Below are 20,987 nucleotides of genomic sequence, written 5' to 3' on the forward strand. Positions count from 1 at the left end.
CGGGCTCCCCGTGGAGGGAGCCCGCGACCGAGGGCGCCGGTGCGCTGGTCGACTGCGCCACGTCGCGCTACCGGATCAGACCGGGAGGACCTGACGGCCGTCGTGCTGGCCGCAGTGGCCGCAGGCGATGTGCGGCGGCTTGAGCTCGCGGCAGGCCGGGTTCGGGCACGGCGCGAGGGTCGGCGCGGTGGCCTTCCACTGCGAACGGCGGGAGTGGGTGTTGGCGCGCGAGAGGCGCCGCTTCGGGACCGCCATGATCAGTTCTCCTCTGGGTCGGTGGTGCTGTCGGTGGTCGCGGTGAACCGGGCAGCGAGCCCGGCCCACCGTGGGTCGACCACCTCGTGCGTGTGGTCGGGCGGGAGGTCGTCCAGCCGCTCGCCGCAGTCGACGCACAGGCCGGAGCAGTCCGGCGTGCAGGTCGGCGACAGCGGGAGGGTGAGGACGACGGTGTCACGGACCAGGGGCGCCAGGTCGAGCAGCTCGCCGTCGATTCGCCGCACCTCGTCCTCGCCACTGGTGGCCTCGGTGGTGCTGCCGGCGTAGGCGTACAGCTCCTGGACGTCGAGGGTGAGGGTGTCCTCGACCGGCTCGAGGCAGCGGGCGCACTGGCCGGTGACGGGGGCCTCGACCTGGCCGGAGACCAGCACGCCCTCCATGACCGACTCCAGCCGCAGGTGCAGCCCGACCGGTGCGCCCTCCGGGACGCCGATCATCTCCACGCCCCAGCCGGGCAGGGCAGGCAGCGTCTTGTCCCACTCGGTCATCGAGCCGGCCCGGCGGCCCAGCTCGCGGAGCTCGACCTTCCAGGCCTTCTCCGCCGCCTTCTGTGCGGGCGACTTCTCGGAGGCGGCCGTCGCGTCGGGATCCCGGGCGTCGCGAACGGGACGCCGGTCCTCGGTGGACGCGGCGCCTCGGGAACGCGGAGAGGCAGCAGGCATGTCAGTACTCGTCGTCTCGGTGGTGGGTTCGCCGGCGCGGAGACCCGCGCGCGGAGGGCACACGGAACGGCAGCAGCCGGACAGACGGCCAGCCTACCCGATCCCCCACCGGCTCTGTCCGGCGTCAGGAGGGCGGCTGCCCGGTCACGGCGTCCACGGGCCCGCGGCCGGGTCCTCCCGGTCACGGGCTCCGGTGGGTCAGGGGCGGCAGTGCCCCGTCACGGCGTCCGCAGGTTCGTTCGTGCCTTCTCGACCGAACGCGTCATGTGCGCGAGCGTGTTCCCGAAGTCGGCGAGCCGGCTGTCGACGTAGTCGTCGACCTCCGCCCGCATCCGGGCCACCTCGGCCGCGGTCTGGGCACCGAGCTCGTCGGCCCGGGCGACCGCGGTGCGGTAGACCTCGGTCTCGGTCAGCAGCCGCTCGTGCTCGGCCTGGGCCGCGGCGACGATCTCCTCGCGCTGGGCCTGCCCGTCGGCGATCAGCTGGTCGCGCAACCGCCGGGCCTCGGCCAGCAGCTCCTCGGCCTCGGCCTCCGCCTCGGCGATCAGGTCGTCGGCCTGGGCCTGCGCCTCGGTGACGATCTCGTCGCGCTGCCGGCGGGCGGTGCCGATCAGCTCCTCCCGCTGGCGGCGGGCGGTGGCGACCACCTGCTCGCTCTCGCTGCGGGTCCGCCCGGTCAGCCGCTCGGCCTCGGCCTGGGCCTGCTGCAGGATCTCGGTGCGCTGGACGACGATCGCGCCGGCCTGCTGCACCTCGTCGGGGAGGTTCTCCCGCAGGTCGTCCAGCAGGTCGAGCAGGTGGTCGCGCGGCACCATGCAGGAGCTGGACATCGGGACGCTGCGCGCGTTCTCGATGACCGTGGTCAGCTCGTCGACGGTCTCGTAGAGCCGGTAGACCACCTCGGTCATGGCTGCCTGCCCTTCGACTGGGCGACCAGCCGGTCGTTGACCGCCTTGGGCACCAGGGAGGAGACGTCACCGCCGAAGCGGGCGATCTGCTTGACCAGACTGGAGGAGAGGTGACCGACCTGCGGCGCGGTCGGCACGAAGAGCGTCTCGACCGACGCCAGCTCGCGGTTCATCTGCGCCATCTGCAGCTCGTACTCGAAGTCGCCGACCGCACGCAGGCCCTTGACGATCACCGGGATGTCCTGGCTGCGGCAGTAGTCGACCAGCAGGCCCTCGAAGCGGTCGACGGTGACGTTGGGCAGCTCGACGACCGCCTCCCGGAGCAGGGCCATCCGCTCGTCGACGTCGAACAGGCCGGCCTTGCCGGGGTTGACCAGCACCGCCACGACCAGCTCGTCGTAGAGCGCGGCGGCACGCCGGATCACGTCGACATGGCCGTTGGTGACCGGGTCGAACGAACCGGGACAGACCGCTCGCCTCACGATGAGCGACCGTACCGGAGCACCGCCTCCCCGTAGCGCCGATCGCGCAGCCCGACGAGGGGTGTCGGCCACTCGAAGGGGGCCTCCCGGCTCGACCGCTCCACCACGACGACCGCGTCCGGGACCAGCCACCCGCCCTGGACCAGCGAGGTCAGCACGGTGAGCACCTCGTCGACCGGGACGGCGTAGGGCGGGTCGGCCAGCACCAGGTCGAAGGCCGCCGGCGCCGCCCCGGCGACCACGGCCGGCACGCTGCCCTGCACGACGCGGGCGCCGGGCAGGCCGACGGTCTCGATGTTGCTGCGCAGCACCGGCAGCACGCCGGCGCCCAGCTCGACGAAGACCGCCTCGGCCGCACCGCGGCTCAGCGCCTCCAGCCCGAGCGCGCCGGAGCCGGCGTAGAGGTCGAGCACCCGGGCGCCCTCGAGGTCCAGCAGGGACCCCAGGGAGTTGAACAGCCCCTCGCGGGCCCGGTCCCCGGTGGGCCGCACGCCGGCCCGCGGCACCTTCAGCCGCCGCCCACCGGCCACACCCGCGATCACCCTGGTCATGGGGTCATCCTCGTACCGGACCTCGGGACCGGTCCCCTGCAGGGGCCCACCGTGAGTGGGACCCCGTTCTCCGCACCCCTCGCCGGCTCGGGGCGAGCCTCGGGACAGGGACAGGGACAGGGCCGGGGGTCCGTCAGGCTTTCTCCAGGTAGTCGGCGCGCTCGTCCAGGCTCATCGCGGCCACCGCCGCGGCCAGCTCCGGGTGGTCGGCCAGCCCGCGGCCGTGCTCGACCAGCGCGGTGGCCTCCACCCGGGCCTCGGCGATCAGCTGCTCGTCGTCCAGCAGGGACAGCAGTCGCACCCCGGACCGCCGCCCGGACTGCGCGGCGCCCAGCACGTCGCCCTCCCGGCGGGTCTCCAGGTCCAGCCGGGCCAGCTGGAAGCCGTCGGTGGTGGCCGCCACCGACGCCAGCCGCTGCCCGGTGGCCGAGCTGCTGGACACCTCGCTGACCAGGAGGCACAGGCCCGGGTGCCTGCCGCGGGCCACCCGGCCGCGCAGCTGGTGCAGCTGGCTGACGCCGAACCGGTCGGCGTCCATCACCACCATGACGGTGGCGTTGGGCACGTCGACGCCGACCTCGACGACGGTGGTGGCGACCAGCACGTCGACCTCGGCGGCGGCGAAGGCCCGCATCCGGGCCTCCTTCTCCTCCGGCGGCATCCGGCCGTGCAGCACCTCGACCCGCAGCGCCGACAGCGGACCGGCGCGCAGCGCCTCGGCGACGTCCAGCACGGCCAGCGGTGGGCGCCGGTCGCTGCCGGCGCCCTTCTCCTCCGGGGGCGCGCCGTCCTCGCCGTCCGGGCCCTCGTCGGCCTTGCTGCTGCCGTCCTCGAGGTCGCCGATCCGTGGGCAGACGACGTAGGCCTGCCGGCCGGCCGCGACCTCCTCGCGGACCCGGGCCCAGGCGCGGTCCAGCCAGGCGGGCTTCTCCCCCGCCGGCACGACCGAGCTGGAGACCCCGCCGCGGCCGGCCGGCAGCTGGCGCAGCGTGGAGGTCTCCAGGTCGCCGTAGACGGTCATCGCCACGGTGCGCGGGATGGGGGTGGCGGTCATCACCAGCACGTGCGGGGGGCGGTTGCCCTTGGCGCGCAGCGCGTCCCGCTGCTCGACGCCGAACCGGTGCTGCTCGTCGACGACCACCAGCCCCAGGTCGGCGAACTCCACGCCCTCCTGCAGCAGCGCGTGGGTGCCCACGACGATGCCGGCGCTGCCGTCGGCGACCGCGGCCCGGGCCTCCCGCCGGACGGCGGCCTTCTGCGATCCGGTGAGCAGCACCACCCGGGTGCCCGCCGGGTCGCCGTCCAGCTCACCGGCCCGGCCGAGCGGGCCCAGGATCCCCGCCAGGCTGCGGGCGTGCTGGGCGGCGAGCACCTCGGTCGGCGCGAGCAGTGCGGCCTGCCCGCCGGCGTCGACGACCTGGGCCATCGCCCGCAGCGCGACCACCGTCTTGCCCGAGCCCACCTCGCCCTGCAGCAGCCGGTTCATCGGCTGCTCGCGGGCCAGCTCGGCGGCCAACTCCTCGCCGACCTCGCGCTGGCCGTCGGTCAGGGAGAACGGGAGAGCGGCGTCGACGGCGTCCAGCAGTCCGCCGCTGCTCCGCGGGCGGGCGATCCCGGGCTCCAGCGCCGCGGCCCGCCGGCGGGCGGCCAGCGTGGCCTGCAGCACGAGCGCCTCGTCCCACTTGAGCCGCTCGTCGGCCTCGTCGACCTGCTCCTGGCTCTCCGGCCGGTGCTTGTACCGCAGCGCGGTGGGCAGGTCGACCAGGCCGTGACGCTCACGGACCGGTGCCGGGAGCGGGTCGTCGAGCATCTGCTCCAGCGAGCGCGGGTCGTCCAGCAGCAGCTTGACCGACTTCTGGATCACCCAGCTGGAGACGTCCTTGCTGGCCGGGTAGAGCGGCACCAGGGCGCGGGCCCAGTCGTCGTCGCCCCCGGTGATGATGTGGCAGTCGGGATGGGTGAACTGCTTCTCACCCCGCCACAGCCCCACCGTGCCGGCGAACAGCCCCCACTCGCCGACGTCGAGGTGGGCGTGGCGGTTGTTGAAGAAGACCAGCCGCATGCTGCCCGCGCCGTCGCCCACGGTGACCTCGGTGAGCGTGCCGCGGCGCTGCTGCATGCGCCGGGTGCTCACGTTCTTGACCTGGGCGAGGACGGTGACCCGGTCGCCAACCTCCAGGCCGTCGAGCCGGGTCATCTCCCCCCGCTGGGCGTAGCGCCGTGGGTAGTGCCGCAGCAGGTCGCGCACCGTGTGCAGCGCGAGCTGCTCGGCCATCACCTTCGCCGTCTTCGGGCCCAGCACCCGGGTCAGCGGGGTGTCCATGGAGATCGCCATCACTCCACCCCGATCAGCAGCGGGACCGCCCCGGCGCCACCGGCGTAGCGGACCACCTCGACCGTGGGGTGCACCGCGGCCAGGTGGGCGCAGACGGCGTCCCCGAGGGCCAGGTCCGGCGCAGCACCCCCCACCACCTCCGGCGCAGCATCCCCCACCACCTCCGGCGCATCGTCCCCCACCACCACGGTGGCCATCTCGCCACCGGCGGACAGCAGCCGGTCGAGCAGGTCGCGGGCGACGGCGGCCAGGTCGGCGCCGATGACCACGACGTCGCCCTCCGCGCTGCCCAGCACGTCGCCGGGGCGGCACCGGCCGGCCGAGGTGAGCGCCTCCTGCTCGGCGACGGTGACCTCGGCCCAGCGGGTGGCGGCGGCGGCCTCGGCCATCGCGATGACGTCGTCCCCGAAGCGCCGGGCCGGGTCGGCGACGGCGAGGGCGGCCATGCCCTGCACGGCCGAGCGGGTCGGGACGACGACCACGTCGCGCCCGGCCTCCCGCGCCCGGTCGGCGGCCCGGGTGGCCACCGCGGTGACGTCGGTGTGGTTGGGCAGCAGCACGACCTGCTCGGCGCCGGTCGCCAGCACCGTCTGCAGCACGACGTCCTCGTCGACCTGGTCGGCCGCGACGGTGAGCACGGTGACCCCCTCCTCGGCGAAGAGGTCGGCCAGCCCCGTCGAGCAGGCCAGCGCCACGACCGCCCGCATCCCGGGGACGGCGGCCGGCGACCGCACCGGCGCCAGCGGGGTGACCGAGATCCGGTGCGGCCGGCCCGCCTCGATGCCGGCCTCGATGGCCGCACCGACGTCGTGCACGTGGACGTGGACGTTCCACTCCCGGCCTGCCGGGGTGTCGACCCCGACCACGACCAGGCAGTCACCGAGCTCGGCCAGCCGCGCCCGCAGGCCGGCGACGGCCGCGTCGTCGGAGCCGGCGAGCAGGAACTGCACCTCGCTGCCCGGGCCGGCCGGCGGTGCGGCCGGCGGCGGGAGCGGGGACCGCTGCGGCCGCGACGTCCGGGAGCGCAGCGGTGGGCGGACCGGGACGACGCCGGTGACCGTGCCCACCAGCGCGTCGAGCACCACGCACCAGCCCGCGCCGCCGGCGTCCACCACGCCGGCGTCGCGCAGCGCGTCCAGCTGCCCGGTGGTGGCGTGCAACGCGGTGACCGCCCCGTCGGCGGCGGCCCGGACGACGTCGGCCAGGGCCGCCCGGCCGTCGGAGACCGCAGCGGCGGCCGCCTCGGCACCGGCCCGCGCGACGGTGAGGAACGTCCCCTCCTCCGGGTCGGCGACCGCGGTGTAGGCCGTCCGGGACGCACTGGTCATGGCCGCGGCCAGCACCGGGCCGTCCACCGCCCGCCCGTCCGCCGCCGCGGCGACGCCGTCGGCCAGGCCGCTCAGCAGCTGGGCCAGGATCGCCCCGGAGTTGCCCCGGGCGCCGAGCACCGCGCCCCGGGCGAGCAGGACCCACGCCGGCTCGTCCGGGGCGGCGGCCCCGCGCAGGGCCTCGTCACCGGCCTGCGCGGTCATCAGCAGGTTGATCCCGGTGTCGCCGTCGGGCACCGGGAAGACGTTGAGCTCGTCGAGCCGGCCACGGGCGGTGGTCAGCGCAGCCACGACGGCCCGGCTCCATCGCCCGACCGCGGCGTCGTCCAGCGCCTCCAGCACGTGCGGGACGGTACCGGGGGCTCCCGACAGGACGCCGATCCCACCGGCCGACGAGGCAACCGGGACCCCGAGGACCGGGGCGGTCCGACAGCCGGTCCGGCGACGGGTTACAGTGATGCCCAGCGTGTGCCTGGCTGGGCCATGTCCTGGGGTCTTCGAGTCCCCCGGTCGCCCGCCGAGCCCCGCGCCCTGACTTCAGCTGGACCAATTCTCTGGGAGTGATCGACCGTGGCTGCCGTGTGCGACGTGTGTGGCAAGGGCCCCGGTTTCGGCATGTCGGTGTCCCACTCGCACCGCCGTACGCCGCGCCGTTGGAACCCGAACATCCAGTCCGTGCGAGCGGCCCTGACCGGCGGTGGCCGGCAGCGCATCAACGCCTGCACCTCCTGCATCCGCGCGGGCAAGGTCGCCCGGGGCTGACGCTCCGGCGCCTCCCGCGCTGACGCACCACCCCCGCTCCGGCGGGACCCGAAGACCCCGGCGGTCACCCGACCACCGGGGTCTTTCGTGTGCCCGGGCCCGGCGACCGGGTGCCCCTGACCAGCGTCGGAGCGCTCAGGACCCGCCGATCCCCCGCGCGCGGGCGGCGGTGACCACCAGGTCGACCACCGTGTCGTGCGGCAGCACCGTCGAGTCGACCACCAGGTGGTAGTGCCGGGCCTCGGCCGGGTCGCACCGGTAGAAGTGCCGCACGTAGGCCACCCGGGCCCGGTCGGCGGCGTCCCGCTCCCGGCGCACCTCCTCCACCGGCTCGCCCCGGTGCGCCACGGCCGCGGCCAGTCGCCGGTCGGGGGCGGCGTCCAGCCGCACGTGCAGCACGTCGGGCCGGTCGCGCAGCACCATCGCCGCGGCCCGGCCCAGCACCACTCCCCCGGGTCCGGCGGCGATCTCGTCGAGCACCCGCTCGGTCTGGTCGCGGTAGGCCCGCTCGTCGGGCAGCGTCGAGGTGGGCAGCACCCCGCCCACCGGGTCGGGCATGGTGCCCAGCGAGGTGACCAGCCGCCACAGCCCGCGGGTGACGGTCTCGTCGTTGGCCTCCGCCTCGGCGACCGGCACCCCCAGCCGCCCGGCGACCTGGGCCGGGATGACCCGGTCGTGGAACGGCAGCCCCAGCCGCGCGGCCACCGCCGGGGCGATCTCGGCCCCGCCCGCACCGAAGGACGCCGAGACGGTCACGACGCCCATGCGTCCTCCTGCCCCTCGGACGGTTCCCCGTCCACCAGCTCCTTGCCGAGGAAGACCGCCTCGGGAGAGTCCGCGTAGATCCCGTACCCGGGCACCGGTACGTACCCCGCCCGCTCGTAGAGCGCCAGCGCCTCGGGCTGCCGGTCGCCGGAGTTGAGCAGCAGCTGCCGATGGCCGGCGGCCGCGGCCGTGCGCTCCAGCTCGGTCAGCAGCAGGGCGGCCAGGCCCCGGCGGCGGAAGGCCGGCTCGACGTACATCCGCTTCAGCTCGACCGCACTGCCCTCGGCCCGCCGCTCGTGCACCCGCCAGCCGCCGCAGCCGGCCGGCACCCCGTCGACCTCGGCGACCAGGAACAGCCCCTGCGGCGGGGAGAACTCGGCCGGGTCGACGACCGCGGCGTCCCGGCCGCCGTAGCGCACCACGTACTCCTGCTGCACCGCCTCGATCAGGTGCTGGGCCACCGGGTCGGCGTACCCGACCGGGCGCAGGACGGCCGGCGCCGGCTCAGCCGAAGTGGACATGCCCGGTGCCCTCCCCCAGGTCCGCTGCCACCTGCGCGGCCGGCACCCCGTCCACCCGCACCCCCGGTCCCTCGTCGTCGATCTCGCGCACGACGCCGATCGTCGTCCATCCCGTCGGCAGCTGCGCACCCGGTGGGAAGGTCGCCACCAGGGCGTGGTCCTCGCCCCCGGTGAGCACCCACGCCATCGGGTCACCGCCCAGGGCGGCGGCGACCTGGGTCAGCGGGCCGGTGGTGTCGACGAACCCCCGTCCCAGCGCACCGCGGTCCAGGTCGACCAGGACGCCGCTGTCGGCGGCCAGGTGGCCGACGTCGGCCAGCAGGCCGTCGCTGGTGTCGCACATGGCGGTCGCCCCGGCGTCAGCGGCCTGCGGGCCGGCCGCATAGGGCGGCGTGGGCCGGCGATGCGCGGCGACGGCGGCGGCCGGCGCGGTGAACCCGCGGCGCAGCACGGCCAGCCCGCAGGCCGACCAGCCCAGCCGGCCGGCGACCGCGACGACGTCCCCGGGCCGGGCACCGCCGCGGGTCACCGGTGCCCGCCCACCCAGGTCGCCCAGCGCGGTCACCGACAGCACCACGGCGGCGGAGTCGGGGGCGCTCGCCGAGGTGTCCCCGCCGACCACGGCCGCCCCGAACGGGGCGCACTCCTCGGCCATGCCGGTGGCGACGCCCTCCAGCCAGGTCACCGGGGTGTCCGCCGGGCAGGCCAGCCCGACGAGCAGCGCGGTGGGCACCGCGCCCATCGCGGCGATGTCGGCGAGGTTGGCGGCAGCGGCCTTGTGCCCGACGTCCTCGGCCGAGGACCAGTTCCGGCGGAAGTGCCGCCCCTCGACCAGGACGTCGGTGCAGGCCACCACCCGGCCGTCCGGCGTGCGGACCACCGCGGCGTCGTCGCCGGGGCCCACCTCCGCCAGCGCGGCGGAGCCCGAGCGGGCGACCACCCGGGTGATGACACCGAACTCACCGACCGCCGCGACGCTGTCGTCGGGGCCTGCCGGGGGCAGCGGCGGCCGCGCCCGAGTCACGAGCAGCTCCGTGCCGCTGGGGTACGTTGCCGGTCGGTCCGCCGTACGGCAGGCCGGTCGCACCCCCCGCCGTCGCCGACGCGGCCGTCGGCGTCGAGGCACTGCCCGAGGAAGGTCAACCCGTGGTCCACGCCTACATCCTGATCCAGACCGAAGTCGGCAAGGCAGCCGCGGTCGCCGCGAGCATCAGCGAGATCGCCGGCGTGACCAGGGCCGAGGACGTCACCGGCCCCTACGACGTGATCGTGCGGGCCGAGGCCAACAGCGTCGACGAGCTCGGCCGGCTCGTCGTGGCGCGGGTGCAGTCGGTCGACGGCATCACCCGCACGCTGACCTGCCCCGTCGTCAACATCTGAGCCGCTGAGCACCGCACCCCCCGACCAGCCGACCGGCTCACCACCGGCGGACCCGCTGCGGCGCGCAGCCCTGATCACGACCGCGGTGCTGGTGCCGCTGGTCGTGGTCCTGCTCCTGCTGGCCAACGTGCTGGGCCGGGACGACGACGCCGAGGGCGCAGACCAGGTCGCCGACATCGGCGGCGCACCCTCCGCACCGCGCGGCGACCTGCCGCCGGTCGAGGTGGACACCCCGGAGGTCACCCCGGCCGCGGAGCTGGCCTGCCCGGTGCTGATGGCGCAGCTGCCCCTGGAGGTGGCCGGGGAGACCTCCCGGCTGGTCGACTCCGACAGCCTGTTCGCCTACGCCTGGGGCGACCCGCCGGCGGTGTTGGTCTGCGGGGTCGACCCGCCGGCCGGCTTCGTCGTCGGCGGCCCGCAGGCGATCGAGGTGAACGGCGTTCAGTGGTTCATCGACACCACCGACCCCGACGTCTACGTCTGGACGACGGTCGACCGCAACGTGCCGGTGCAGGTGACCGTGCCGTCGTCCGCCGACAGCGCCGTGCCGACAGTGCTCAGCTCCCTCATCGGCACCTCGATCCCCTACGTGGCGCCCACGCCGGCGCCACCCACCGACTGAGGAAGGACCCCCGCGCCCCCCACCACTCGCGAGCTCCCGGCGGGGCCCTGCACGGAGGCCAGGGGCACGGAGGCCAGGGGCACGGGGCCCTCTCTCAGGTGCTCGGCAGCCGGTCCAGCTGGGCGGCGACGACGGCGGCCACCTCGGCCCGTGCGTCGGCCTCGGTGGCTGCCACTGCGGCGACGGAGACGGTGAACGGGCCGGAGGTGCACCAGGCGAACACCGCCGGGCCGGTCAGTCCACGCTCGACGGACGGCTCCTCGCGGACCATCTCGACGCAACCGGAGGGCAGGCCCTCGGGCACGCGGTCCAGCTCACCGCCGTAGTACTCCGCGTCGTTGCGGGCCAGGTCCTCGGCGTAGGACCCCGCCCCCCCGGCGTCGGCGAACTGGTCCAGGAAGACGCTGGTCAGCGCGTCCCCGGTGCGCCAGAACCGCTCCCAGCCACGGGTGTAGCCGTAGTCGGTGAGCACCTCCTGCTGGCGCTCGGCGTCCGTGCCGTACCGGGCGACGTCATCGACGGTCTTCTCCCCGGCCGGCGGGTCGAGCTCGTCGTCGGGCACCCGCGGCAGCCCGGAGGGAACCTGGTCGACCAGCAGCTCCTCGAGCCCGGCGGCGCTGGTGGGCACGGGATCGGCTGCCGCCGTCGACACCACCGGCTCGGGCTCCGGCGAGCTGCACCCGGTGCAGGCCGGCGCGAGCAGGACCAGCAGCGCCGCCGCTCCCCCCGGCAGCCGGCCGCGGCGGGTCACCCGCCGTCCGGCCCCGCCTGGCCCTGGCCCTGGCCCTGGCCCTGGCCCTGGCCCTGGCCCTGGCCCTGGCCGGCAGCGTGCAGCGCACTGGCGACCAGCCGGTCGACCAGCTCCGGGTAGCTGACCCCGGCCGCCGCCCACATCCGGGGGAACATCGAGATGGGTGTGAAGCCGGGCATGGTGTTGACCTCGTTGACCACCCAGCGGTCGGCGCCGGTCTCCGGGTCGGTGGTGAGGAAGAAGTCGACCCGGGCCAGGCCCTGGCAGTCCAGCGCGAAGTAGGCCCGGCGGGACATCTCCTGCACCGCCGCCGTCTGCTCGGGAGTGAGCTGCGCGGGGACGTCGAACTCGACGGCGTCCTCGAGGTACTTGGCGTCGAAGTCGTACCAGTCGGTGCCCGGCCGCAGCCGGATCTCCGCCGGCAGGCTGGTGTCCGGGCGGCCGTCGTCGGTGCGGGCGAGGACGCCGCACTCGATCTCCCGGCCGGGCACGCAGGCCTCCACGAGCACCTTCGGGTCGACCGCGACGGCGGTGGCGACGGCCTCGGGGAACTGTGCCCAGTCGGTGACCTTGGTGATGCCGATGCTGGACCCGGCGCGCGACGGCTTGACGAACACGGGCAGGCCCAGCCGCTCCCGGGCCGCCTCGTCCAGCAGGTCGGGATCGGCGCAGACCGCGCCACCGGCGTCGCGGAGGACGACGTGGTCGCCCTGCGGGATGCCGGCGGCGGTGAGCAGCTTCTTGGTGAACTCCTTGTCCATCGACGCGGCGCTGGCGAACACCCCGGAGCCGACGTAGGGCAGCCCGGACATCTCCAGCAGGCCCTGGATCGTGCCGTCCTCGCCGTAGGCGCCGTGCAGCACGGGGAAGACGACGTCCACCTCGGTCAGCCGGCCCATCGCCTGCCCGGCGTCGAGCACCGCCAGCCCCCGGCCGGCCGGGTCGCCCACCAGGGAGACCGCGGTGCCGGTGGTGACCTCGGGCAGCCGGCCGCCCTCGATGGCCAGTGCGGCGCCGTCGTGCAGCACCCAGCCCCCGTCGCGGGTGATGCCGACCGGCACCACCTCGTAGCGGTCGGGGTCGAGGGCGGCGAGCACGCTCCCGGCCGAGACGCACGAGATCGCGTGTTCCGCGCTCCGTCCGCCGAAGACGACAGCGACCCTGGTCCTGCGCGGCTTGCCGGTCATCGCCGTGGACCCTAGCCGAGCGTCTCGAGCGCCGAGCCGAGGTCGGCCACCAGGTCGGCGGTGTCCTCGATGCCGCAGGAGAAGCGCACGAACCCGGCGGGGACGGCGTCCCCGCCCCACTGCGCCCGCCGGTCGACGGTGGTGTGCACGCCACCGAAGCTGGTCGCGGCCAGGAAGAACCGGGTGGAGCGGATCAGCTGCAGGACCGCGTCGGCGTCGGCGAGCTCGGCCGAGACCACCCCGTTGGGGCGCAGCATCTGCTTGCTCGCCAGCGCGTACGACGGGTCGCCGGCCCGCCACGGCCAGCGCACGTTGCGCACCGCCGGCGAGCTCGCCAGCAGCTCGGCGACCGCGGCGGCGTTGGCCGCCTGCCGGGCCAGCCGCAGGTCGAGGGTGGACATCGACCGGTGGGCCAGCCACGCCTCGAAGGGGCCGGGTGGGTTGCCGGTGGTCTTGCGCCAGGCGGCGATCCGGGTGTGCAGGTCGCGGCCGGCCTCGGTGCGGGCGGTGCTGACGTGCCCGAGCAGGACGTCGCTGTGCCCGGTGAGCGCCTTGGTGTCGGCGGCGACGACCACGTCGGCGCCCAGGGACAGCGGGCGCTGGCCGATGGGGGTGGCGGTGGTGTTGTCCACGACCAGCACCGCCCCGGCGGCCCGGGTGGCCTCGGCGACCGCGGCGATGTCGCAGACGTCCAACTGCGGGTTGCTCGGCGTCTCCAGCATCACCAGCCGGGCGCCGGCCAGGTCGCCGCGGGCGGCGACGGCCTCGATCTCCAGGGTGGGCACCAGCTCGACCTGGACGCCGAGGCGCTCTAGCTCGTCGCGGCCGAGCACCCGGCTGGCGTAGTAGCCGTCGGCCGGCAGCACCACCCGGTCCCCGGGCCGGACGACGGCCAGGACGGCGGAGCTGATCGCGGCCATGCCGGTGGCGAAGGAGAGGCAGTCGCCGCCGTCCAGGTCGCCGACCGCCCGCTCGAAGACCCGCAGGGTCGGGTTGTCCGGCCGGGCGTAGGCGTCGGCGCCGCCGGCGCCCGGGGGCTGGTCGCCCAGGTGGTACGGCGCGGCGAACACCGGGGAAGGCCGCAGCGGGGTGCCCGGGACGACCGGCTCGTCGCCGGCGTGGGCCAGGCGGGTGCCGTCACCCAGCGGGGCGGTCGGGTCAGCGGTGCTCACGGGGTCCTCCTCGGGCTCGGTACCGGCGGCCCGGGGCACGCGTGCGTCACTCGGGCTTGGCCTCGCGGGACATCATCTCCCGCACCATCTGGCCGGCCGACTCCCCCTCGTGGCAGACCCGGACGACGGCCTCGGTGATCGGCACGTCGACCCCGTGCGCGCGGGCCAGGTCGAGCACCGAGCGGCAGCTCTTGACCCCCTCGGCGGTCTGCCGGGTGATCTGCTCGACCTCGGCCACCGACATGCCCTGGCCGAGGTGCTCACCGAAGGTGCGGTTGCGGGACAGCGGGGACGAGCAGGTGGCCACCAGGTCGCCGAGCCCCGCCAGCCCGGCGAAGGTGGCGGCGTCGGCGCCCAGCGCCATGCCCAACCGGGCGGTCTCGGCCAGGCCGCGGGTGATCAGCGAGGCCCGGGTGTTGTCGCCGTAGCCCAGACCCGCCGCGACCCCGCAGGCCAGCGCGATGACGTTCTTGACCGCGCCGCCGAGCTCGCAGCCGACCAGGTCGGGGTTGGTGTACGGGCGGAAGTACCGGGTGTGGCAGGCCGCCTGCAGGGCCGCGGCCCGGGCGGTGTCGGCGCAGGCGATGACGGTGGCCGAGGGCTGCTCCTCGGCGATCTCCCGGGCCAGGTTCGGACCGGAGAGCGCGGCGACCCGGTCGGGACCGGCGCCGGTCACCTCGCAGATGACCTCGCTCATCCGCTTCGTCGTCCCCAGCTCCACGCCCTTCATCAGCGAGAGCAGCGAGGCGTCGGCGGGCAGCAGCGGAGCCCAGTCGGCCAGGTTGGCGCGCAGCGTCTGGCTGGGCACGGCCAGCACGACGACGTCCGCGCCGTCCAGTGCCTCGGCGGGGTCGCCGGTGGCGCGCACCGCGTCGGGCAGCCGCACGCCGGGCAGGTAGTCGGCGTTCTCCCGGCTCGCGGTGATCGCCGCGACCAGCTCCGGACGGCGGGCGTGCAGGGTGACCGCGCACCCGGCGTCGGCCAGCACCTTGGCGAAGGTCGTGCCCCAGGAACCGGCCCCGAGCACGGCGGCGCGGGTCACGCGGCGTTCCCGGGGAGGTCGCCGGGCAGCGCCCGGCCGGCCGGGCGGGGGTGGAACTGCGCCGGCGGCCGTTCACCGCGCAGCTCGCCGAGCTGGTCGCGCACCCGGGTCATCAACAGGTCGGTCACCTCACGGAGAAGTTCGCCGGACAGCGGCGCGCCGGCCCGCACCCGGGCGCGCTGCTCGGACAGGTCGATCGGCTCGCCGACCAGGTGGTCGACGGGGGCCCGCAGCCGCAGGTGCAGCCGCTTGGTGTGGTAGTCGTGCACCCGCTGCGGGCCCCACTGGGCGACCGGCAGCACCAGCGCGTCGGTGGTCAGGGCCAGCCGGGCGACCCCGGAGCGGGCCTGCATCGGCCACCAGTCCGGGTCGCGGGTCACCGAGCCCTCCGGGTAGATGACCACGACGTCCCCGGCGTCCAGCGCGGCCTTCGCGGCGTGCACCGAGGAGCTGGCCGCGCTCGACCCGCGGGAGACCGGGATCTGGCCCGCCGCGCGCAGGATCGTGCCGGCGAGACCGGCGAAGACGGTGTCCTTGGCCAGGAAGTGCGGCACCCGGCCGCTGTCCCAGACCAGCCGGGCGCAGGCCAGCGGGTCGAGCACCGAGACGTGGTTGGCGACCAGCAGCACGCCGCCGGTGGGCGGGATGCGGTCGGCGTGCCGGTAGCGCAGCCGGAAGACCAGCGAGGCCACCGGGTAGACCACGGCGACGCACAGCCCGAGCGCGGGCGGCACCGGTCGCCGGGTGCGCCACCGGGGCGGGCGCGCCTGCTCGACCTGGGACACCGGACACCCCTTCCCTCTCCTCGGGCCGGCCGGCCTGGCGTGCTGGTGACCCGCCCGTGATCGTGCCCCCTGTGCCGTGCCGGCCGGCACGCACCCCCGGTCGCGGCCGGTGTCGACCTGCTCACCCGACGGGTCGGCGCCCATCGTCGCAGCCGACCGGCCGGTGCCGGTGTGGACCGGTGCGCGCCGTCGCCCGGCCGGGGCCGTCAGGTCAGGGCGGGGCCGCGGTGGGTGAACCGGCCGGCGACGAGGGTGCCGAGCACCTCCGTGGCGCGCAGGCCGGCAGCGCCGTGCCGCGCCAGCACGTCCGCCGGCGGGTCGGCGACCACGACCAGGTCGGCCGGGTCGCCGACCCGCACCGCCCGCCGTCCGCCGCTGGCCGCGGCCAGCGCGACGTCCAGGTCCAGGTGGTGCTCCGGGTGCCAGGCGGCGCGGCCGTCCAGTGACCGGTGCACGGCGCTGGCCACGCCGTCCCAGGGGTCCAGCGGGGCGACCGGCGCGTCGGAGCCGAGCACCACCTCGGCGCCGGCGGCGACCAGCGCACCGTAGGGGAAGGCCCGCCCGGTGGCGCCGGCCCAGTGCTGGTCGGCGGCGTCCCGGTCGTCCAGGGCGTGCCGCGGCTGGATGCTGGCCACCACGCCGAGCTCGGCGAAGCGGGGCAGGTCCTCGTCGCACACCTGCTGGGCGTGCTCGATCCGGCCGGTCACGCCCGCGGCGGCGAAGCCGTCGAGCGCGATCGCCGCGGCCCGGTCGCCGATCGCGTGCACCGCCAGGCCCAGACCGGCCGAGCCGGCCCGGCGCAGCAGCCGCTCCAGCTCTGCCGGCGGTGTGCGCAGCAGCCCGTGCGCGTCGGGCCCGGTGACGCCCGGGTAGGGGGTGTGGCAGAACGCCGTCCGGGTGCCCAGCGAACCGTCGACGAAGAGCTTCAGCGGGCCCATCCGCAGCCGCTCCGCGGCGACCGGGTCGACCACCCCGGGCAGCGGGTCCCCGGTGCGCAGCCCGGCGGCGAGGACCTCCTCCAGCCGGTCGGCCCAGACCGCGGCGTGCACCCGCAGCGCCGGCCCGCCGGGCTGCCGGGCGGCCCGGCGGGCCCAGCTGGTCACCAGGTCGCCGTACTCGAAGTCGACGACCGCGGTGACCCCGCGGGCGGCGGCCGCAGTGGTGGCCGCCAGCACCCAGCCGTCGAGCACCTCCGGCGCGGGTGCGGCGGCCCGGGCCATCAGGTCCATCGCCTCCTGCTCCAGCACCACCCCGGTGGGGTCGGCCAGCCCGAACCGGGTCACGGCGGCGGTACTGCACCAGGCGGTGTGCAGGTCGGCGCTGGACACCACGACGGGCACGCCCGGCAGGACGTCGTCGAGCAGGGCCGCCGCGGGGGGCTGGGACCACAGCGCGTCCCGGAAGCCGTGCCCCACCACGACCGCACCCGGGTCGGCCGGGGTGGCCCGCACGGCGGCGGCGAGCAGCGCGGCCGCCTCGGCCGCCGACCGGGCCCCGGAGACGTCGATCCGGCGGCGGGCGGCGGCCCACTGCTCCAGGTGCACGTGCGCGTCGACCAGCCCGGGCAGCAGCACCGCGCCGTCCAGGTCGACGACGGTGGTGCCGGCCTGCAGTTCCGGCAGGCCGGGGGCACCGGCGGACAGGTCGTCGGCGACCGCCCGCACCCGCCCGCCGTCGAGGAGGACGTCGCGCAGCGCCGCGCCCAGCCGGGCCCGGCGGAGCAGCAGCGGCCCGGTCACCGCAGCACCGGTGACGACGCCATCGCCCCTCACGCCATCGCCCCGGCCAGCCGCAGCTCGCGACGGCGGGCCTGCTCGCGCGGGTCCGGCACCGGCGCCGCGGCGACCAGCCGCCGGGTGTAGGGATCGGCCGGGGCGTCGAGCACCTGCTCGAGCCGCCCCTGCTCCACCAGCCGGCCGCCGGCCAGCACCGCCACTCGGTCGCAGAGCCGGCCGACCACGGCCAGGTCGTGGGTGATGAACAGGCAGGCGAAGCCCAGTCGCTGCTGGATGTCGGCCAGCAGGTCCAGGACCGTCGCCTGCACCGAGACGTCCAGTGCAGAGGTCGGCTCGTCGGCGATGAGCAGCTCGGGGTCCAGCGCGATGGCCCGGGCGATGGCCACCCGCTGCCGCTGCCCGCCGGAGAGCTCGTGCGGGTAGCGCCCGCCCCAGCCGCCGGGCAGCTCCACGCTGTCCAGCAGCGCCCCGGTCCGCGCGTGGAGCGCGCCGCCGCGCAGGCCGCTGTGCACGTACAGCGGCTCCCCCACCGAGTCGGCCACGGTGCGCCGCGGGTTCAGCGACGCCATCGGGTTCTGGAACACCACCCCGACCCGCTTGCGGGACTCCCGCACCGCCCGCGGGGTGTCCCGCCCCAGCTGCACGCCGGCGACCTGTACCCGGCCGGCCGTCAGCGGCGCCAGCCCGAGCGCGCACCGGCCGATCGTCGACTTGCCCGAGCCGGACTCCCCGACCAGGGCGAGGATCTCCCCGCGGTCGACGCGCAGGGTGACCCCGTCGACCGCCCGGACGGCGCCGCGGCGCTGCCGGTACTCCACGACCAGCTCCTCGACCAGCAGCACCGGCCGGTCGGCCGCCCCGGTGCCGCCGGGGGCCGGGGCCGCGGCCCGGCGGGCGTCGGCCGGGCGGCGTCGCGGGACGGCGTCGAGCAGGGCGCGGGTGTAGGCCGCGCGCGGTGCGTCGAACAGCTCCTGCACGGGGGCGCACTCGACCACCTCGCCGTGCCGCATGACCACCACCCGGTCGGCGAGGTCGGCGACCACCCCCATGTCGTGGGTGATCAGCACGATCGAGGCCTCCACCCGCCCGCGCAGCGCGCGCAGCACGTCGAGCACCTCCTGCTGCACGGTGACGTCGAGGGCGGTGGTCGGCTCGTCGGCGATCAGCACCGCCGGATCGCAGGCCAGCGCCATCGCGATCATCACCCGCTGGCACTGGCCGCCGGAGAGCTGGTGCGGGTAGAAGCGCAGCCGCGCCTCCGGGTCGGGCAGGTCGACGAGGGTGAACAGCTCGACGGCGCGCGCCCGGGCCTCCGCCCGGGTCATCCCGGGCCGGTGCGCGCGGAGCACCTCCACCACCTGCTGGCCGACGGTGAACACCGGGTCCAGTGCGGCGCTGGGGTCCTGGAAGACGACGGAGATCTGCGCCCCCCGCAGCGCGCGCAGCTCCCGTGGCGCCAGGGTGAGCAGGTCGCGGCCGCCGTGGCGCACGTGCCCGGTCACCCGCGCGTTGCGCGGCAGCAGGCCGAGCACGGCCATGGCGCTCACGCTCTTGCCCGAGCCGGACTCGCCCACCACGGCCAGCACCTCACCTCGGCGCAGCTCCCAGCTGGCCGAGCGGACCGCGGTGTGGCTGCGGCCCTCCACCACGAACTCCACGTGCAGGTCCTCCACCGCGAGCACCACGTCCGGGTCGGTCGTCCGGGTGTCGAGCGTCATCGGGCACCTCCCTCGTCCAGGCCGTGCTCGCGCTTGTAGGCCTGCCAGTCGTCGCGCATCTTGCGGTGGTAGCCGGCCAGCCACTCGTGGTAGGCGCGTCCGGTGTCCAGCCGCCGTCGTGGGCGGTCGGCGTCGTCCCCGAGCCGGGACAGTCCCCGCTCCAGGACGGCCCGCAACCGGTCGAGGTAGGTGTGCTCTCGGGCCAGCCAGCTGCCCCACACGTCGTCCTCCACCCGGAACCGGTGCACCCGCTCGCCGGGGACCACGTGCCGCTGGATGAAGCCGACCTCCTCCAGATGCCGCGTCGCCATCGAGACCGCCCCGGCGCTGGCGTTGAGCTCGCGGATGAGCTCGGCGGTGGTGGCGTCCGGGCCCGGGGTGATCATCAGGTGGGCGAGCACCCGGCCCTCCATCGGCGTGGTGCCCATGGACGCCCAGAGGGTGCCGAACTCCTCGACGAACGCCCGTCTCGCCGCCGCCGCCTCCTCCGCCCCCGAGCCCCCGGTCGGGTCCTCGGCCGGGACGTCGTCGATCGGGCGGGCGGGGTCCTCGAGGGTCACCCGGGTCATCCTGCGGAGCCCGGCGCGACCTGTCGAGCACGGCCGGCCAGGAACGCCTCGGTCGGCCACATGGTCATCCCGCCGGCCCGGATGGACGTCGCGGTGCCGTCGGGCCCCCACTCGTACTCGACGGTCTCCCCCGCCGAGGCGAACCCGGCCACCGACTCGTACCGGAGGGTGCGGTCGTCCTCCACCGTCAGCTCCAGCCACTCCTCCGCCGGTGCGGGGGCGTTGGGGTGGAGCATCACCAGCCGGCCGCCCAGCAGCGCGACGTCCGCCGGGCCCCACAGGTCGGCCCACCGGCCGGTCCAGCGGGACAGCGACGCGGGGTCCGGGGTGTCCTCGTCCCGCTCCGGGGCGTCGAGGGCGAGGTCCAGCAGGGCGAGCAGGCCGCGGGCGAGGGAGTCGGCCGGCCCGTCGATGCTGTTGGTCAGCACGCTGACCACCACCTGCGCCTCGGGGTCGATCCAGGTCCGGGTGATGTGCCCGGGGTAGCCGCCGCTGTGCCCGACCAGCTTCCGGTCCCCGACGGTGTCCAGGTCCAACCCCAGGCCGTAGCGGCGGGCGGGCCGGCCGTGCGCACTGACCTCGGACTCGGGCCGGCGCATCAGCCGCTTGCTCTCGTCGGTCAGCAGCGTCGGGTCCCCGGTGAAGTGGGCCGCCCCGTAGCTCGTCAGGTCGCGGGCGGTGGAGTAGAAGCCGGTGGCCGCGGCCATCGCCCGGGTGTCGACGTGGTCGACCCGCAGCCGGGTCGTCTCCCCGTCGAACAGCCCGGTGTGCCCGGCGGCGTACTCCGCCTCGCGGGCCGGGTCGAGCTCGGGACCGGTGTCGGCGAGCCCGAGCCGCTCGACGACCTCCTGCTGCACGAAGGTGTTGTACGGGCGCCCGGATGCCGCCTCGATCGCCAGCCCCAGCAGCGAGTAGCCGATGTTGGAGTACTTGAAGTGCTCGTTGCGGCCGAAGGTCAGCCCGCCGGGGGCGGCCACGATGTCCAGCAGCGCCGCCGCGTCCGGAAAGGGGTGCAGCAGCTGCCAGTAGTCGGTGTCCGCGCCGTCCCGGACGACCCCGGCCTGGTGGCCCAGCAGCTCCCGGACGGTCACCGCTGCGGCGGCCGGGGCACGGTCGGCCAGCTCTGGCACCCACCGGCCGATCGGGTCGTCCAGCCGCATCCGGCCGGCCTCGACCAGCTGCAGGACGGCGGTGGCGGTGAAGGTCTTTGAGTGCGAGGCGATCCGGAACAGGTGCCGGCCGGTCAGCGGCTCTCCGGTGGTCGCGTCGGCCTGCCCGAGCGCGGTGTCGAGCACGAGCCGGTCGCCGACCCGGATCGCGGCCTGCACACCGGGCACGCGCTGGCGCCGGCGCTGGTGCTCGAGCCAGGACTCCAGGTACGGCGCGGCGGCGGCGGCGACGTCGGCGACCTGCTCGGGGGTGCGGCTCATCGGTG

22 protein-coding genes are annotated in these 20,987 nt (G+C 76.0%); 3 read left to right on the top strand and 19 right to left on the bottom strand.

The features are described 5' to 3' along the window. Nucleotides 1-75: 75 nt before the first annotated feature. The 7 genes from rpmF to Q1A09_RS18360 all read right to left on the bottom strand — a co-directional run bounded on the left by rpmF (nucleotide 76) and on the right by Q1A09_RS18360 (nucleotide 6,884). The gene (rpmF, locus tag Q1A09_RS18330) at nucleotides 76-255 is read right to left on the bottom strand and encodes a 50S ribosomal protein L32 (protein ID WP_299958236.1); all 180 of its coding nucleotides are present in this window, start codon (nucleotides 253-255) and stop codon (nucleotides 76-78) included. A 2-nt stretch (nucleotides 256-257) separates the two neighbouring features. Beyond that, nucleotides 258-938, bottom strand: a complete 681-nt coding sequence (locus Q1A09_RS18335; RefSeq protein WP_299958242.1) for a DUF177 domain-containing protein — start codon at nucleotides 936-938, stop codon at nucleotides 258-260. A gap of 218 nt (nucleotides 939-1,156) precedes the next feature. Continuing rightward, nucleotides 1,157-1,846 (bottom strand): hypothetical protein, encoded by a 690-nt coding sequence (locus Q1A09_RS18340; protein ID WP_299958245.1) that lies wholly within the window; start codon nucleotides 1,844-1,846, stop codon nucleotides 1,157-1,159. Continuing rightward, nucleotides 1,843-2,328, bottom strand: a complete 486-nt coding sequence (gene coaD / locus Q1A09_RS18345; protein WP_299958248.1) for a pantetheine-phosphate adenylyltransferase — start codon at nucleotides 2,326-2,328, stop codon at nucleotides 1,843-1,845. The genes Q1A09_RS18340 and coaD overlap by 4 nt, the downstream gene beginning before the upstream one ends. After that, nucleotides 2,325-2,879 carry a 16S rRNA (guanine(966)-N(2))-methyltransferase RsmD gene (gene rsmD / locus Q1A09_RS18350; protein ID WP_299958250.1) on the bottom strand — a complete coding sequence of 185 codons (555 nt, stop codon included), beginning with the start codon at nucleotides 2,877-2,879 and terminating at the stop codon, nucleotides 2,325-2,327. Before rsmD ends, coaD begins: the two co-directional genes overlap by 4 nt. A gap of 133 nt (nucleotides 2,880-3,012) precedes the next feature. Continuing rightward, a complete protein-coding gene (recG, locus tag Q1A09_RS18355; protein ID WP_299958253.1) occupies nucleotides 3,013-5,214 on the bottom strand; it encodes an ATP-dependent DNA helicase RecG in 2,202 nt (733 codons plus the stop codon). Beyond that, the gene (locus Q1A09_RS18360) at nucleotides 5,214-6,884 is read right to left on the bottom strand and encodes a DAK2 domain-containing protein (protein ID WP_299958256.1); all 1,671 of its coding nucleotides are present in this window, start codon (nucleotides 6,882-6,884) and stop codon (nucleotides 5,214-5,216) included. Before Q1A09_RS18360 ends, recG begins: the two co-directional genes overlap by 1 nt. 228 nt (nucleotides 6,885-7,112) lie before the next feature. Between Q1A09_RS18360 and rpmB the strand changes: the two genes are divergently transcribed. After that, the gene (rpmB, locus tag Q1A09_RS18365) at nucleotides 7,113-7,304 is read left to right on the top strand and encodes a 50S ribosomal protein L28 (RefSeq protein ID WP_222193880.1); all 192 of its coding nucleotides are present in this window, start codon (nucleotides 7,113-7,115) and stop codon (nucleotides 7,302-7,304) included. Nucleotides 7,305-7,439: 135 nt separating this feature from the next. On the opposite strand, the gene Q1A09_RS18370 is transcribed toward rpmB, so the two are convergent. Genes Q1A09_RS18370 through Q1A09_RS18380 form a run of 3 tightly spaced genes read right to left on the bottom strand, consistent with a single transcriptional unit; the run spans nucleotide 7,440 to nucleotide 9,614 of the window. Beyond that, nucleotides 7,440-8,069 carry an AAA family ATPase gene (locus Q1A09_RS18370; RefSeq protein WP_299958262.1) on the bottom strand — a complete coding sequence of 210 codons (630 nt, stop codon included), beginning with the start codon at nucleotides 8,067-8,069 and terminating at the stop codon, nucleotides 7,440-7,442. Continuing rightward, nucleotides 8,057-8,590 (bottom strand): GNAT family N-acetyltransferase, encoded by a 534-nt coding sequence (locus Q1A09_RS18375; RefSeq protein WP_299958265.1) that lies wholly within the window; start codon nucleotides 8,588-8,590, stop codon nucleotides 8,057-8,059. The genes Q1A09_RS18370 and Q1A09_RS18375 overlap by 13 nt, the downstream gene beginning before the upstream one ends. Beyond that, nucleotides 8,574-9,614 carry a thiamine-phosphate kinase gene (locus Q1A09_RS18380; protein ID WP_299958268.1) on the bottom strand — a complete coding sequence of 347 codons (1,041 nt, stop codon included), beginning with the start codon at nucleotides 9,612-9,614 and terminating at the stop codon, nucleotides 8,574-8,576. The genes Q1A09_RS18375 and Q1A09_RS18380 overlap by 17 nt, the downstream gene beginning before the upstream one ends. A 122-nt stretch (nucleotides 9,615-9,736) precedes the next feature. Here Q1A09_RS18380 and Q1A09_RS18385 point away from each other — a divergent pair, with 122 nt between their 5' ends. Continuing rightward, nucleotides 9,737-9,970, top strand: a complete 234-nt coding sequence (locus Q1A09_RS18385) for an Lrp/AsnC ligand binding domain-containing protein (RefSeq protein WP_299958271.1) — start codon at nucleotides 9,737-9,739, stop codon at nucleotides 9,968-9,970. An 85-nt stretch (nucleotides 9,971-10,055) separates the two neighbouring features. Beyond that, nucleotides 10,056-10,592 (top strand): DUF3515 family protein, encoded by a 537-nt coding sequence (locus tag Q1A09_RS18390; RefSeq protein ID WP_299958274.1) that lies wholly within the window; start codon nucleotides 10,056-10,058, stop codon nucleotides 10,590-10,592. 94 nt (nucleotides 10,593-10,686) lie between these two features. On the opposite strand, the gene Q1A09_RS18395 is transcribed toward Q1A09_RS18390, so the two are convergent. From Q1A09_RS18395 to Q1A09_RS18435, 9 genes are all read right to left on the bottom strand, one after another. After that, a complete protein-coding gene (locus Q1A09_RS18395) occupies nucleotides 10,687-11,343 on the bottom strand; it encodes a hypothetical protein (RefSeq protein WP_299958277.1) in 657 nt (218 codons plus the stop codon). After that, on the bottom strand, nucleotides 11,340-12,530 hold the full coding sequence (locus Q1A09_RS18400; RefSeq protein WP_299958280.1) for a D-alanine--D-alanine ligase family protein: 1,191 nt from the start codon (nucleotides 12,528-12,530) through the stop codon (nucleotides 11,340-11,342). Before Q1A09_RS18400 ends, Q1A09_RS18395 begins: the two co-directional genes overlap by 4 nt. A gap of 11 nt (nucleotides 12,531-12,541) precedes the next feature. After that, entirely contained in the window at nucleotides 12,542-13,702 is a 1,161-nt protein-coding gene (locus tag Q1A09_RS18405; RefSeq protein WP_299958283.1) for a cystathionine gamma-lyase, read from the bottom strand. 46 nt (nucleotides 13,703-13,748) lie between these two features. Beyond that, entirely contained in the window at nucleotides 13,749-14,744 is a 996-nt protein-coding gene (locus Q1A09_RS18410; RefSeq protein WP_299958286.1) for an NAD(P)H-dependent glycerol-3-phosphate dehydrogenase, read from the bottom strand. Next, nucleotides 14,741-15,529 carry a 1-acyl-sn-glycerol-3-phosphate acyltransferase gene (locus Q1A09_RS18415; protein ID WP_299958289.1) on the bottom strand — a complete coding sequence of 263 codons (789 nt, stop codon included), beginning with the start codon at nucleotides 15,527-15,529 and terminating at the stop codon, nucleotides 14,741-14,743. Before Q1A09_RS18415 ends, Q1A09_RS18410 begins: the two co-directional genes overlap by 4 nt. A gap of 206 nt (nucleotides 15,530-15,735) precedes the next feature. Next, on the bottom strand, nucleotides 15,736-17,268 hold the full coding sequence (locus tag Q1A09_RS18420; RefSeq protein WP_299958291.1) for an amidohydrolase: 1,533 nt from the start codon (nucleotides 17,266-17,268) through the stop codon (nucleotides 15,736-15,738). A gap of 29 nt (nucleotides 17,269-17,297) precedes the next feature. Beyond that, nucleotides 17,298-18,983 (bottom strand): ABC transporter ATP-binding protein, encoded by a 1,686-nt coding sequence (locus Q1A09_RS18425; RefSeq protein WP_299958294.1) that lies wholly within the window; start codon nucleotides 18,981-18,983, stop codon nucleotides 17,298-17,300. After that, entirely contained in the window at nucleotides 18,980-19,543 is a 564-nt protein-coding gene (locus Q1A09_RS18430; RefSeq protein ID WP_299958297.1) for a GbsR/MarR family transcriptional regulator, read from the bottom strand. The genes Q1A09_RS18425 and Q1A09_RS18430 overlap by 4 nt, the downstream gene beginning before the upstream one ends. A 5-nt stretch (nucleotides 19,544-19,548) precedes the next feature. Next, a complete protein-coding gene (locus Q1A09_RS18435; RefSeq protein WP_299958300.1) occupies nucleotides 19,549-20,982 on the bottom strand; it encodes a serine hydrolase in 1,434 nt (477 codons plus the stop codon). Nucleotides 20,983-20,987: the final 5 nt, after the last annotated feature.

This window comes from uncultured Modestobacter sp. (genome assembly GCF_947486615.1).
Classification (GTDB): Bacteria; Actinomycetota; Actinomycetes; order Mycobacteriales; family Geodermatophilaceae; genus Modestobacter.

Bases quoted from the DNA above. Each gene is read 5' to 3' on its own strand.
- rpmF (WP_299958236.1), bottom strand. From the start codon at position 255: ATGGCGGTCCCGAAGCGGCGCCTCTCGCGCGCCAACACCCACTCCCGC.
- Q1A09_RS18425 (WP_299958294.1), bottom strand. From the start codon at position 18,983: ATGACGCTCGACACCCGGACGACCGACCCGGACGTGGTGCTCGCGGTG.
- rsmD (WP_299958250.1), bottom strand. From the start codon at position 2,879: ATGACCAGGGTGATCGCGGGTGTGGCCGGTGGGCGGCGGCTGAAGGTG.
- Q1A09_RS18375 (WP_299958265.1), bottom strand. From the start codon at position 8,590: ATGTCCACTTCGGCTGAGCCGGCGCCGGCCGTCCTGCGCCCGGTCGGG.
- Q1A09_RS18400 (WP_299958280.1), bottom strand. From the start codon at position 12,530: ATGACCGGCAAGCCGCGCAGGACCAGGGTCGCTGTCGTCTTCGGCGGA.
- recG (WP_299958253.1), bottom strand. From the start codon at position 5,214: ATGGCGATCTCCATGGACACCCCGCTGACCCGGGTGCTGGGCCCGAAG.
- Q1A09_RS18370 (WP_299958262.1), bottom strand. From the start codon at position 8,069: ATGGGCGTCGTGACCGTCTCGGCGTCCTTCGGTGCGGGCGGGGCCGAG.
- Q1A09_RS18435 (WP_299958300.1), bottom strand. From the start codon at position 20,982: ATGAGCCGCACCCCCGAGCAGGTCGCCGACGTCGCCGCCGCCGCCGCG.
- Q1A09_RS18340 (WP_299958245.1), bottom strand. From the start codon at position 1,846: ATGACCGAGGTGGTCTACCGGCTCTACGAGACCGTCGACGAGCTGACC.
- Q1A09_RS18335 (WP_299958242.1), bottom strand. From the start codon at position 938: ATGCCTGCTGCCTCTCCGCGTTCCCGAGGCGCCGCGTCCACCGAGGAC.